The 12,619-nt window shown below is 63.6% G+C and carries 16 protein-coding genes and 1 tRNA gene; 14 read left to right on the top strand and 3 right to left on the bottom strand.

Annotated features, from left to right (window positions below; translation table 11 throughout):
* Window positions 1–8: 8 nt before the first annotated feature.
* From mreC to ADAD_RS0110890, 5 genes are all read left to right on the top strand, one after another.
* A complete protein-coding gene (mreC, locus tag ADAD_RS15870; RefSeq protein WP_050803743.1) occupies window positions 9–977 on the top strand; it encodes a rod shape-determining protein MreC in 969 nt (322 codons plus the stop codon).
* On the top strand, window positions 974–1,531 hold the full coding sequence (mreD, locus tag ADAD_RS0110875) for a rod shape-determining protein MreD (protein ID WP_010413650.1): 558 nt from the start codon (window positions 974–976) through the stop codon (window positions 1,529–1,531). Before mreC ends, mreD begins: the two co-directional genes overlap by 4 nt.
* A complete protein-coding gene (gene mrdA, locus ADAD_RS0110880; RefSeq protein WP_010413652.1) occupies window positions 1,531–3,618 on the top strand; it encodes a penicillin-binding protein 2 in 2,088 nt (695 codons plus the stop codon). Before mreD ends, mrdA begins: the two co-directional genes overlap by 1 nt.
* Complete coding sequence (gene rodA / locus ADAD_RS0110885; protein WP_029140080.1) at window positions 3,615–4,736, top strand: rod shape-determining protein RodA; 1,122 nt, start codon at window positions 3,615–3,617, stop codon at window positions 4,734–4,736. The genes mrdA and rodA overlap by 4 nt, the downstream gene beginning before the upstream one ends.
* A gap of 118 nt (window positions 4,737–4,854) precedes the next feature.
* Window positions 4,855–4,930, top strand: a tRNA-Lys gene (locus ADAD_RS0110890).
* On the opposite strand, the gene ADAD_RS0110895 is transcribed toward ADAD_RS0110890, so the two are convergent.
* Window positions 4,931–5,689 (bottom strand): hypothetical protein, encoded by a 759-nt coding sequence (locus ADAD_RS0110895; RefSeq protein ID WP_010413656.1) that lies wholly within the window; start codon window positions 5,687–5,689, stop codon window positions 4,931–4,933.
* A gap of 111 nt (window positions 5,690–5,800) precedes the next feature.
* Here ADAD_RS0110895 and ribB point away from each other — a divergent pair, with 111 nt between their 5' ends.
* From ribB to ADAD_RS0110910, 3 genes are read left to right on the top strand one after another with little or no spacing between them, the layout of a single operon-like run.
* Complete coding sequence (ribB, locus tag ADAD_RS0110900) at window positions 5,801–7,066, top strand: 3,4-dihydroxy-2-butanone-4-phosphate synthase (protein ID WP_010413658.1); 1,266 nt, start codon at window positions 5,801–5,803, stop codon at window positions 7,064–7,066.
* Between the two features lie 4 nt (window positions 7,067–7,070).
* Entirely contained in the window at window positions 7,071–7,493 is a 423-nt protein-coding gene (ribH, locus tag ADAD_RS0110905) for a 6,7-dimethyl-8-ribityllumazine synthase (RefSeq protein ID WP_010413660.1), read from the top strand.
* A gap of 56 nt (window positions 7,494–7,549) precedes the next feature.
* The gene (locus ADAD_RS0110910) at window positions 7,550–7,825 is read left to right on the top strand and encodes a hypothetical protein (protein WP_010413661.1); all 276 of its coding nucleotides are present in this window, start codon (window positions 7,550–7,552) and stop codon (window positions 7,823–7,825) included.
* On the opposite strand, the gene eno is transcribed toward ADAD_RS0110910, so the two are convergent.
* A complete protein-coding gene (eno, locus tag ADAD_RS0110915) occupies window positions 7,822–9,108 on the bottom strand; it encodes a phosphopyruvate hydratase (protein WP_010413663.1) in 1,287 nt (428 codons plus the stop codon). The genes ADAD_RS0110910 and eno overlap by 4 nt on opposite strands.
* A gap of 167 nt (window positions 9,109–9,275) precedes the next feature.
* On the opposite strand from eno, the gene ADAD_RS0110920 reads away from it, so the two are divergent.
* The 6 genes from ADAD_RS0110920 (at window position 9,276) to ADAD_RS0110945 (ending at window position 12,019) form a co-directional block, all read left to right on the top strand.
* A complete protein-coding gene (locus ADAD_RS0110920; protein ID WP_010413666.1) occupies window positions 9,276–9,821 on the top strand; it encodes a hypothetical protein in 546 nt (181 codons plus the stop codon).
* A gap of 23 nt (window positions 9,822–9,844) precedes the next feature.
* On the top strand, window positions 9,845–10,285 hold the full coding sequence (locus ADAD_RS0110925; RefSeq protein ID WP_010413668.1) for a phage holin family protein: 441 nt from the start codon (window positions 9,845–9,847) through the stop codon (window positions 10,283–10,285).
* Entirely contained in the window at window positions 10,282–10,590 is a 309-nt protein-coding gene (locus ADAD_RS0110930; protein ID WP_010413669.1) for a hypothetical protein, read from the top strand. Before ADAD_RS0110925 ends, ADAD_RS0110930 begins: the two co-directional genes overlap by 4 nt.
* Before the next feature lie 73 nt (window positions 10,591–10,663).
* On the top strand, window positions 10,664–11,143 hold the full coding sequence (locus ADAD_RS0110935; RefSeq protein ID WP_010413671.1) for a hypothetical protein: 480 nt from the start codon (window positions 10,664–10,666) through the stop codon (window positions 11,141–11,143).
* A 134-nt stretch (window positions 11,144–11,277) separates the two neighbouring features.
* Complete coding sequence (locus ADAD_RS0110940; protein ID WP_010413673.1) at window positions 11,278–11,535, top strand: DUF4170 domain-containing protein; 258 nt, start codon at window positions 11,278–11,280, stop codon at window positions 11,533–11,535.
* Window positions 11,536–11,542: 7 nt separating this feature from the next.
* On the top strand, window positions 11,543–12,019 hold the full coding sequence (locus tag ADAD_RS0110945) for a GNAT family N-acetyltransferase (RefSeq protein ID WP_010413675.1): 477 nt from the start codon (window positions 11,543–11,545) through the stop codon (window positions 12,017–12,019).
* 29 nt (window positions 12,020–12,048) lie between these two features.
* On the opposite strand, the gene greA is transcribed toward ADAD_RS0110945, so the two are convergent.
* Window positions 12,049–12,516, bottom strand: coding sequence for a transcription elongation factor GreA (gene greA, locus ADAD_RS0110950; protein WP_010413677.1), 468 nt, complete (start codon window positions 12,514–12,516; stop codon window positions 12,049–12,051).
* Window positions 12,517–12,619 lie beyond the last annotated feature (103 nt).

Here is a 12,619-nt window from a genome sequence, read left to right on the forward strand (position 1 = left end):
GAGGAACTATGGCCCTGTCGGGGTCGAAACAGAGGATATCGGGGCACTCGAAGAAGGCCCAGTACAGCGCTTTCACCGGCTATGTGGCAATCGTCCTGGCGATGCTGCTGGGGATCGTGCTGCTGGTCGTCTCCCTCATCCAGCCTTCCTCCTTCAGCGGCCTGCGCGGCCTGTTCGGCGATGCGACCCAGCCCGTCGCCACGGCGAATGCCGGCGCGCGCAGCGGGGGCCGCGGCTTTTTCGACTCGGTCCAGGGCTACCTCGAGGCCGGGCAGCAGAATGCCGAGCTGAAGAAAGAAGTGGAGATCGCGCGCATCCGCCTCGCCGAGGCGCGGGCAACCGAAGAAGAAAACCGGCGACTGAAGGCCCTGCTGGGTCTGCGCGAAACCGAGGTGGAGCCGGTAGCTGTTGCGCGCCTCGTGGGATCGAGCGCCGTGAGCACGCGGCGTTTCGCCTATCTCGGCGCAGGCCGCTCCGACGGTGTGAAACCGGGCATGCCGGTTCGCAGCGAGCGCGGGATCGTAGGCCGGGTGCTGGAATCGGGGCGCCATTCTTCGCGCGTCCTGCTGATTACCGATAGCGAGAGCGTGCTGCCCGTGCGCCGTGCGGGCGACAACACGGTCGCCTTCGCTGAAGGACGCGGCGACGGGCTGATCAACATCCGCCTCATCAATCTTGGCATCAACCCGCTGGAACGCGGCGACGTGTTCGTTACCAGCGGCGCGGGCGGCCTGTATCGGCCGGGCATCGCGGTCGCCATCGTTACCCGCCTGACGGACGACGGGGCCGTGGCGCGCATCATCAGCAATCCGGCGGCGACCGACTATGTCGCGGTCGAACCGATCTGGCAGCCCAACGCCGTGCGCGGTGCGGAAACACCCATCGAGGAAGCGGTCGGCTCCAACCTGACCGTCAGCGGCAATGAAGAGAGCGAAGCGGAGGAAGGCACGCGCCAGTCCGAACTGGTGACGCCATGATCGAACGGCGCGCCTACAAGACGCGGCGCGACGGGCACGGACGCCAGATCAACCGCGATCAGTCCCCGTTCCTGCTGATCTTCATTCCGTGGGCGACCATCCTGCTCGCCTCCTATCTGCAAAGCGTGCCCATCGCGACATCGGGGCCCTTGCTACCGCCTATCGGGTTCCTCTTCCTGCTGGGCTGGCGCCTGCTGCGTCCAGGGGTCCTGCCGATCTGGTCGGGCCTGATCTTCGGGATCTGGGACGACCTGTTCAGTGGCCAGCCATTCGGATCGGCTATATTCCTGTTCTCGGCAGCGATGCTGGCGATCGAGCTTGTCGACATGCGGTTCCCATGGCGCGGTTTCGCGCAGGACTGGCTGATCGCTGCGATCATCGTGGTGGTCTATATCCTGGCTGCCACTCTGGTTTCGGGCAGTCGCCTGACGCTCCCGCTGTTCGCCACCATCGTCCCGCAAGTTCTGCTGTCCATCATCGCCTACCCATTCATCGCCTTCATCGTTTCCAGTCTCGACAAACTCCGCATGATGCGGTTCCGGACCATCGCCTGATGCCTTTCGGCCTTACCAAGCAAGTGCTCAACGAGAGCACGCTGACCAACAGTTTCGACCGCCGCAGCTTCGTGCTGGGCGTGGGCGGGCTTTCCGTGGGCATGCTGCTCGCCGGTCGGATGGGCTATCTCGCCATTGCCGAGAACGACAAGTACGCCGTCGAGAGCGAAAGCAACCGGGTGAACCTGACGCTGATCCCGCCGCGGCGGGGCTGGATCCTCGATCGCAACGGCGCGCCGCTCGCTTCCAATCAGGCGGACTTCCGCGTCGATATCATTCCCGAGCGGCTGCAGGACGGAGAGCGCGAGCTGGATACGCTCGCCAAGCTCCTCAAGCTCGACGACGCGAAACTGCGCGATCTGCGCAAGGAGATCGACGAATCGGCGGGCTACGCCCCCATCGAGGTCGCCAGCGGCCTCGACTACGATGCCTTCGCTGCCGTCAGCATCCGCCTGCCCGAGCTGCCCGGCGTGGTGCCGCAGCGCGGTTTCTCCCGCTATTATCCCACCGGCCCTTCGGTCGGCCATCTGCTCGGCTATGTGGGCGCGGCCAGCCGCGAGGAGTTCGAAGAAGATCGCAACCCCCTGCTGATCACGCCGGGCTACAAGATCGGCAAGGACGGCGTCGAAAAGCAGTTCGAACAGACCCTGCGCGGCAAGCCCGGCGCACGGCGGGTGGAGGTGACGGCCTCGGGCCGGATCGTGCGCGATCTCAGCACCCGGCCCGACGTTCAGGGCGATCCGGTGCAGCTGACCATCGACGGCCCGCTGCAGGATTATGCCGCCCGGCGGCTCGGCCTGGAAAGCGGCTCGGTCGTGGTGATGGACTGTCTCACGGGCGACCTGTTGTGCATGGCTTCGATGCCCAGCTTCGATCCCAACTCCTTCTCGGACGGGATCGGCAGCGTCGAATATGCGATGCTGAGCGAGAACGAGCGGGTGCCGCTGCGCAACAAGGTTCTCAAGGGACTCTATCCGCCAGGCTCCACGGTGAAGCCGATGCACTCGATGGCGTTCATGCACGAAGGCATCGATCCGAACGAGCGCATCGTCTGCGGTGGCGGCCGCCGGATCGGCAACCGCTTCTTCAACTGCTGGAGCAACCACGGCGTCGTCGACATGGCGAAGAGCGTCTACCAGTCCTGCGACAGCTACTATTATCACTTCGCCCAGCAGGTCGGGTTCGACAAGGTTGCCGCCTATGCCCGCCGATTCGGCCTGGGTCAGGAATTCGATCTGCCCGTGGCGAGCCAGTTCTACGGCACCGTGCCCGATCCGGCCTGGAAGCTGAAGAAATACGAGCAGGAATGGCAGCCGTACGACACGGTCAACGCCTCGATCGGCCAGGGCTATTATCTTACAAGCCCGCTCCAGCTGGCAGTCATGGCCACCCGGCTTGCCACCGGGCGCGAGGTTGCGCCTTCCATGATCAAGACGAATGAGCGCAAGCGCTTCAATTCGCTCGACTTCAACAAGGATCAGATCGACTACATCCACCAGGCGATGAGCGATGTGGTCAACGGGCCAGGCACCGCCGGACGCGCCAGACTGCCGATCGACGACATCCTGATGGCAGGGAAGACGGGTACCGCGCAGGTCGTCTCGCTCAGCAAGTCTGACGGCAAGAGCGGCCCGTGGAAGTACCGCGACCACGGCCTTTTCGTGTTCTATGCCCCGTTCGACAATCCGCGCTATGCCGGCGCGGTGGTGATCGAACACGGCGGCGGCTCGGGCGCGGCCTACCCCATCGCGCGCGACGTGATGACCTTCCTGTTCGATCCGCAAAAGGGCATGGACGCCCTGCGCGCCCTGGAAAAGGAATGGGGCGGCACCGCGCAGCAGCGGCTCCAGCGCCGGTACGAGGAATATGCGCGGGCTGCGGGCGAAACCATTCCGCCCAGCGCGCCGCTGGATCGCGAAATCCAGGCCCGGGTCGATGCCGAGGCGCGGATCGAGGCGCAGCGCCACGAAGCCTTCGCGCGCGACAATCCGCGCAGGGTGCGTCGTCCGGACGTGGAAGAACCGGTCGAGGGAGATCGCAATAGCGGCACCGGCGGACCATCCGGTGCCCAGGGGGCAGCACAATGAGTTCCGTGATCCCGGCCCCCATCGCCCGCCAGCCGTGGTCTATGCTGACGCCGCTGATCCTGCTGACCTGCTTTGGCGCGGCTGTTCTCTATTCGGCGGCGGGGGGCAGCTTCACGCCTTTCGCATCCTCCCACCTGATCCGCTTCGGCATATTCATGGTCGTGGCACTGGTGATCGCCGCCATGCCCCGCGATTTCGTAAAGCTGGTCGCCTATCCTGCCTACGTGGGCATTCTGCTGCTGCTGGTCGCCGTGGAGGCAGCGGGCGCAATGGGCGGCGGGAGCCAGCGCTGGCTCGAGGTCGGGCCGATCCGGCTCCAGCCTTCGGAACTGATGAAACCGGCCATCGCCCTCGCCCTCGCCCGCTTTTACGACACGCTGCCTACCGGCATGATCGGTTCTTGGCGCGCGCTGGTGCCTGCAGGCGTCATCATTGCCCTGCCCGTGGGCCTCGTGCTGATGCAGCCCGATCTGGGCACCGCGCTCGCCATCCTGTTCTCAGGCGCAGTGGTGATGTTCCTCGCCGGCCTGCCGATGAGCTGGTTCCTCAGCGCGGGTGCCGCCGGAGCGATCGCGGTGCCGCTAGCGTACAATTTCGCGCTCAAGCCCTATCAGCAGCGCCGTGTGACGACCTTCCTCGACCCCGAAAGCGATCCGCTGGGCAGCGGCTATCACATCACCCAGTCCAAGATCGCGATCGGATCGGGCGGGTTTTCCGGCAAGGGCTTCAACGAGGGTTCGCAGAGCCACCTGCAATACCTGCCCGAACCGCACACCGACTTCGTCTTCGCCACGATGGCGGAGGAATGGGGCCTGCTGGGCGGCCTGTTCGTGATCGTTTCCTTCGGCCTGATCCTCTACTGGGGCCTCAAGGTCGCGCGCGCGGCGCAAAGCCGGTTCGACCGACTACTGGCAGCAGGCATGGTGGCAACCATGTTCTTCTACATCGCGATCAATCTGCTGATGGTGATGGGGCTTGCTCCCGTGGTCGGCATTCCGCTGCCTTTCATGAGCCATGGCGGCTCTTCGATGATGACCAACATGCTGTGCGTGGGCACGCTGATGATGGTGCATCGCTGGAATACGCAGGGCCGTGGAGGCGGGCTTCTTTCGAGCTGAATCGCTCTGTTGCGAAGGAAGGGGTTGCACCTTTCGCCACAGGCCCTATGTGACCGCCTCCCGCCGACGAATCGCACGATCGATTAACGGCGCGGCCTCATCATCTGCAGGCCGGTGTGGACGCATAGCTCAGTTGGTAGAGCAGCTGACTCTTAATCAGCGGGTCCTAGGTTCGAACCCTAGTGCGTCCACCATCATTTTTCCACGTAAAGCAAAAGTTCGTCGCCACCTGCGTAAGAGACCCGAACTGAATATTCCTCTGGGACGACGAATTCAAACGGTCGATCAAGTACGAAAACCCTTTGTTGATCTTCCGAGACGATCTTGAGTATCTTCACACCTTCTGAGCTCTTATATCCTGCCGACAGGCTTCCTAACTTGGTGGGCACGGAAAAATTCGGTTCGACGGTGAAGCCATTTCGCGTATCAAGCGACACTGATGGACCAACAATCGGTTCGAAGACGAGATAGAGCGACTCGTTCGTTTGAATGACCTGCTCCCTCTGGTTCACGCGATCGTGGAAGTCTTTCAGTTGAGAGCAGGCGGACTGCGCAGCACTGGGGTCTGATCGATTTGCATCAATTGCAGCCACCAAATTTGCATGGGTTAAGCGCAGTTCAGCCGGAGGCAGAATGAAAGCCAAATCGTTGCGAGCTTGGCTTATATCAATTCCAGCCTCCGAGAGAGAGCCGATCTCTTTCGATTCATAAACTGGCTGATAGCGAGTGCACATTTGCGGCGTCCCGAAGGAGGTTACGCCACATTGAGTGGTGATCGGAACCATACCTACCTGGACCTGCTCGGTCGTTCCGACTCGACATGTTGCCGCGAGCACATCTTCGAGTACCAGGATGTATCCCTGCTCTTCCGCACTGAGCTTGCTCTTGCCAAGCGGACTTCCGCAGCTCGCAAGAAGCGTCCCAATCGCAACTATCGCTATCGACCTAAACATCAACGCCCCCCCCCGGAAGTCGTCTATATCACAATCAAGCCGCCAATGAAGATTATGTCATGGATAAAATCCATCGCTTGCTATCACATTGCAATGTGATAGATGCCCCGCATGAGCGACACTACGATAGCACGCGTGCGCACCGCCATCGCCTCCGGGGAGATGACCCGCGCCGCCCTTGCCCGCGCGGCGGGGCTTCACGCAAACACCCTGCGCGATTGCGCAGAGGATGACTGGAATCCCACCGCAGAAACCCTGCGCAAGTTGGATGCCTTTCTCGACGCACAGGACGATGCGCCGGTGCTCGTCGGGATCGAGGAGATCATCGAGGAAGCACGCAATGGCCGCATGTTCGTGCTCGTCGACGACGAGGACCGCGAGAACGAGGGCGATCTGGTGATCCCCGCTCAGATGGCGACGCCCGATGCCGTGAACTTCATGGCCACCCACGGGCGCGGGCTTATCTGTCTGACGCTGCAACGCGCTCGGGTCGAAGCGCTCGGCCTCGAATTGATGAGCCGCAGCAACGGCACACGTCACGAAACCGCCTTCACCGTCAGCATCGAGGCGCGCGAAGGTGTGACCACCGGGATCAGCGCCGCGGACCGTGCGCGCACCGTGGCGGTGGCGATCGACCCGACCAGGGGCGCGCAGGATATCGTGACACCGGGCCACGTCTTCCCACTGATTGCGCGCGATGGCGGCGTGCTGGTTCGTGCAGGCCATACCGAGGCTGCGGTCGATATCTCGCGTCTGGCAGGCCTCAACCCCTCGGGCGTGATCTGCGAGATCATGAACGATGATGGCTCGATGGCGCGGCTCGATGATCTCGTCGACTTCGCGCGGCGCCACAAGCTCAAGATCGGCACGATCCGCGATCTGATCGAATATCGCATGAAGCACGATCACCTTGTGGAACGTGCGGGCGAGAGCACCTTCACCAGCCAGCACGGCGGGGAATGGCGCGCGATCAGCTATCGCAGCACGGTGGACGGCAGCGTTTCCGTGGTGCTGCAGAAAGGCCGCGTGCTGGCCGACAGCCCTACCCTCGTGCGGATGCATCGCATCTCGCTGTTCGACGATGTGCTGGGGCGCGAAGGCGACAAGCGCGACACTCTCCAGCGCGCGATGCGCGTGATCGGCGAGGAAGGCAGCGGGCTGATCGTATGCCTGATGCCGGGCCAGCCCGAAAAGATGCGCGCCGAAGTGGCTGGCAAGCCCGAGGGCGGCGATCTGCGCGAATACGGCATCGGCGCGCAGATCCTGGCCGATCTCGGCGTGTCCGAGATGACCCTGCTGACCAATTCCCACCGCAATGTCGTCGGCCTGGAAGGCTACGGCATCTCCGTGGTGGGCGAACGCCCCATTCCGGAGTGAATTAATGGCCAAATTCCTGATCGTGGAAGCGCGCTTCTACGCCGACCTGAACGACAAGCTGATCGAGGGCGCACGCGCCGCGCTGGAAGATGCAGGTCACCAGGCCGAGGTGCTGACCGTGCCCGGCGCGCTCGAGATTCCGGGCGCCATCGCGCTGGCAGCGGAGAGCGGCCAGTACGACGGCTTCGTGGCCATCGGTGTTGTGATCCGGGGCGAGACCTATCATTTCGAGATCGTGGCGGGCGAGAGCGCGCGCGCCATCATGGCGCTGACGATGGACGGTATCGCCATCGGCAACGGGATCATCACGGTGGAGAACGAAATCCAGGCGCAGGTTCGGGCCGATCCGGCGCAGAAGAACAAGGGCGGCGAGGCAGCGAAAGCCGCCATCGCGCTGCTCGACATTGCGGGCCGCTTCGCGCGCTGAACCTAACCTTTGCGTGATTGCGAAACGGATCGCGTCGTTCGCGCATTGCCCTGCGCATGAACGGACCACTGGACTGGCTCGCCTCGATCGGCACGATCATCGCCGCATCGCTCCTCGCCTTCGATCTGGGGCGCAGGGCGAGCGCCTATGGCTTCATCCTGTTTTGCGCGGTGGCGGCGCTGTGGGTCTATATCGGGCTGACGTCCGACGCGATCCCGCTGGCCGCGATGAACGGCGTGCTGCTGCTCATCAACGCATGGGGCGTGTGGCAATACTGGTTCCACCCGAAGAACCGGAGCGAAGGCGCGTCCGGCCAGGCCGGGGCTGACTAGCCGGAGAGCCGCCCGAAGCAGGCGTGGCCCGCATAATGCGCGCTGTCGCCCAGTTCTTCCTCGATGCGGATCAGCTGGTTGTACTTCGCCAGCCTGTCCGAACGGGCGAGCGAGCCCGTCTTGATCTGACCGCAGTTCGTGGCGACCGCCAGATCGGCAATCGTCGAATCTTCGGTCTCGCCCGAACGGTGGCTCATCACGGCGGTGTAGCCCGCGCGGTGCGCGATATCGACGGCATCCAGCGTTTCGGACAGCGTGCCGATCTGGTTGACCTTCACCAGCAGCGAATTGGCGAGGCCCTTCGCAATCCCGTCGCGCAGGCGCGCCGGATTGGTCACGAAAAGATCGTCACCGACCAGCTGGACCTTGTCGCCGATGGTGTCGGTCAGCGCCTTCCAGCCTTCGAAATCGTCCTCGGCCATGCCGTCTTCGATGGAGCGGATCGGGTAATCGTTGCAAAGCGAGGCGAGATAGTCCGCCATCTCGCTCGCGCCGTAGGTCGCGCCCTCACCTGCCAGGACGTACTTGCCATCCTTGAAATACTCGGTCGCCGCGCAATCGAGCGCCAGCGCGATGTCGCTGCCCGGGGTGAAGCCCGCCTTCTCGATCGACTGCATGATGAAGTCGAGCGCGTCGCGCGTGCTGGCAATGTCCGGCGCAAAGCCGCCTTCGTCGCCCACCGCGGTCGAGAGACCCTTGGCCGAGAGCCCCTTCTTGAGCGTATGGAACACTTCCGCGCCCCAGCGAACCGCCTCGGCCAGCGTCTCTGCGCCCACCGGCATGATCATGAATTCCTGGATGTCGATCGGGTTGTCGGCATGCTCGCCGCCATTGATGATGTTCATCATCGGCACCGGCAGCACGTGGGCGGAGACCCCTCCGACATAGCTCCACAGCGGCAGGCCGCGCGCATTCGCACCCGCCTTCGCAACTGCGAGGGAAACGCCAAGCAGCGCGTTCGCGCCGAGGCGGCCCTTGTTCTCGGTCCCGTCGAGCGCGATCAGCATGGTGTCGACATCGCGCTGGTCTTCCGCATCGATCCCCAGCAGCGTATCCGCAATCTCGCCGTTCACCGCGTCGATCGCCTTGAGCACGCCCTTGCCCAGATAGCGGTCGCCGTCGCCATCGCGCAGCTCCACCGCTTCGTGCGCCCCGGTCGACGCGCCCGACGGCACAGCGGCGCGACCGAAGCTGCCGTCTTCCAGCAGGCAATCCACTTCGACGGTGGGATTCCCACGGCTGTCGAGAATTTCACGCGCGTGCAGATCGATGATGGCAGTCATTGGGCCTCCGCTGGGAATATGCTAGTCAGGCCGGAGAAAACACGTTCGGCCTTGGTGCGCCGCGCGGCTTATGCGGTGGAACGAACCCATGCAAGCTGCGTTGCAAAATCGAGGACGGCACAAGTTTTGGGCCTGTCGAATACTAACTGCAAAAAGAGGGAAATCCCATGGCTACTGACGACAAGACTAACGAAACCAGCGCCGTTCCTCTGACCACCGACGCCGCAGGCGCGGCAAGCGGTTCCGCTGCAGCGCAAGGCGCCGGCGGCAAGGAAGAGGCGAAGTCGCGCTTCAATTCCGCTCTCGACGAAGCCAAGGCCGGCGCGCAGGCGCTTCGCGGCGAAGCGTCGACCCGTGCGCACGCTTACAAGGAACAGGCCACCGCCAAGGGTTCGGAATATGCCGAGCAGGCGAAGGCCAAGGGCGGCGAACTTGCCGTCGAAGGCAAGCACAAGGCCAGCGAAGCGCTGACTTCGCTGAGCCGCGTCGTGGCCGAAAACGCCGCCAAGATCGACGACAATTTCGGCCCCAAATACGGCGACCACGCGCGCAACGCCGCGCGCAGCCTGCAGGACGCCGCCGCGCATATCGACACCAAGTCGTACGACGAACTGGGTGACGAAGCGCGCGAATTCGTGAAGAAGAACCCCGGCCTTTCGGTCGGGATGGCTGCCTTCGGCGGCTACATTCTCGCACGCATCTTTCGCCGTTGAGTTCCTCCGCCCAAGGAGGGGCTGTGCCGGGTCATAATGATCTCGACGAGCCTGTCGCACCGTCCGGTTTCACCGGAGCCGATGCGGCAGGCTCACCCTATGCCGAGCAGACGCGGGCGGATGAAGAGCCTCTCGGTTCGCTGTTCGACGATGCCTATGCGCTCTACGAGGACGGTCGCACCTATGTGGAGGCGGAAGTCGCCTTCCAGAAGTCCCGCGCCAACTACGCTTCGCGCGAAGCGGGCTCAGGCGTGGTCTTCGTGCTGGGCGCGCTGGCCTTCCTGCACCTCGCCCTGATCGGGCTGGTCGTGGGGCTGATCATCGCGCTGGCGCCGATCATCGGGCCGTTCGTTGCCACCGCGGCGGTGGTGGGCACGTTGCTGGTGCTGATGATCATCGTCGGGCTGCTCGCCCGGTCGCGCTTCAAGCGCGTGACGCGAGCCTTCAAGGAGCCCGGAGCATGAGCCCGCGCAAGCGCCAGATGGAAGAGGACCGCGCCCTGCGTGATGCCGCTCGCACGCTGGTGAAGGACGATATCGCGCACCTCAAGGGTGACGTGGAGGAGAAGGGGATCGGCGCACGGATCGCCAGTTCGGCCCTGCTCGGCGTGGGAGACATCGTTTCCGAAGGCAGGGAACTGGTCGAAAAGCACAAGCCCGCATCATACGGGATCGGCGCTATACTGGCGATGATCCTGGGCTGGTGGGCTCTGGGCGGAGACGATGACGAGCCCGAGGATGACGACTACGCCTGGGACGAAACGGACTAGCCGAAAGTCTCGGAACCGAGTGCCCCTTCCGACGCTTGATTAATGAAGAACATTTCGAGGTTGGAGATTACCGATGAGCACGCAGGAACAGCGCGACGAACTACGCCGCAAGATCGAGGAAAGCGAACGCCGCAACGAAGAGCGCAGCATTGCGGACATGGCGCGTGACGCCACCGACAATGCGACCGAATTCGTGAAGGCACACCCGCTGCTCACCGTCGGGGCGGTCGCACTGATCGGTCTTGCGATCGGTTCGCGTACCTCCAAGGGGCGCGAGCTTACCGGCCGCGCAGTCGGCTTTGCCGATCATCTGGCCGATCTTGGTCTGGCCTATGCCAGCGGGATGGCCGGCAAGGTGGGCACTGCCACCCGCCACGGTGGCGACCGCCTGGTGGACCTGAGCGACGACATTGCCTTCGGCAGCCGCTCCGCGCGCCGCAATGCCGCCTACTTCGCCGATCGCCAGAAGGACGCCGCGCGCCACGCCGGTCGTCGTGCTGCCCGCAAGACGGGCCGCGGCTATCGCGACCTGCGCTCGGCTCTCCCGTTCTGATCCGGCGACCTGAAAACCCTATCGGGCCCCTGCTCTGGCAGGTTTGCCCAATGTAAGCTTGTAACAAAGCCCGCGCGCGTTAATGCTTGCGGGCTTTTTCACATTTAGCCCCAATTCGAACGGAGATTCCCCCGATGTCCGACCCCAAATCCAGTGCCAACGTCCAGGAAACCACCAGCCCGCAGCTGCTTCACCTTGTCATGGGTGGACGGGTGAAAGACCCACGCTCGGTCGAATTCCAGGACCCGGAAAGCATCCATGTCGTCGGCGTTTTCAGCACCTACGAACAGGCCGAAGAAGCATGGCGCGCCAATGCCCAGCGCACGGTCGACGATGCAGAGATGAAGTATGTGATCGTGCACATTCACAAGCTGCTCGAACCTTCGTCCTGAGCCGCGAGTGGCATACCGCATTCGCCCGTTTCGCCGTGAGGATGCGGAAGCGCTGGCCCAGCTGGCAGTGCGGGCCATCCGGACGATCGGCCCACGCGCCTATTCGCCCGAACAGGTTGCGGCCTGGTCTGCACGCCATGGCGAGGCCGCGTCTTATGTTGAGCGTTCGGAGGAAGGCCATCTGATACTGGTGTGCGTGGACGACGCCGATCGTCCCTGCGCCTATGCCCTGCTGGAGGGCGATGGGCACCTGGACCACCTCTATTGCGATCCGGATCACACGCGGCAGGGCGTCGCCGAAAATCTGCTCGCCGAGGCGGAGACCGCGGCGCGCGCATCAGGCGCGACGCGGCTGTATACCGAAGCAAGCGAACTTCCCTGCGCCGCCTTCGAGCGCGCGGGTTATCGCGTTTCGCACAGACGCGACTTCGAAGTGGACGGCGTACCGATCCACAATTACGCGATGGAGAAGGCGCTCGCCTGACGCCGCACCGGCGGCTCAGGCGCGCAGCCTCAGATGAATTCGATCTTGTCGACGAGGTAGAACTTGTCGCCCGAGGGCACCGTCACCTCGACCTCTTCGCCCACCTTCTTGCCGATCAGCGCGCGCCCCAGCGGCGAGCTGTACGAGATGCGGCCCGATTTGGCATCCGCCTCCGTCTGACCGACGATCTGGTATTTGACGGGCTTGTCGTCCTCGTCGAGCAGGGTCACGGTCGCGCCGAACACCACCTTGTCGCCGGAAAGCGTCTGCGGATCGATGATTTGGGCACGGGTCACCCGGTCCTCGATCTCGGCGATCTGCGCCTCGACCTGGCCCTGTCGTTCCTTCGCCGCGTGATATTCAGCGTTTTCCGAAAGATCGCCATGTGCACGCGCTTCTTCGATCGCGTCGACAATCTTCGGACGTTCCGCGCGCAGGGCCTTCAGATCGGCGGTGAGCCGCTCGTAGCCTTCTGCCAGCATCGGAACTTTTTCCATGGGTACCCCCGATCTATCCAAATTGGCCCCGTTGAGGCTCTTTTCCCGAAAGTCCGCCCCTGCCGCGCCCTTGCGGGGCGGTAAGACGAGGAGGAATTTTCGG

The sequence above is a fragment of the Citromicrobium sp. JLT1363 genome (genome assembly GCF_000186705.1).
GTDB lineage: Bacteria > Pseudomonadota > Alphaproteobacteria > Sphingomonadales > Sphingomonadaceae > Alteriqipengyuania.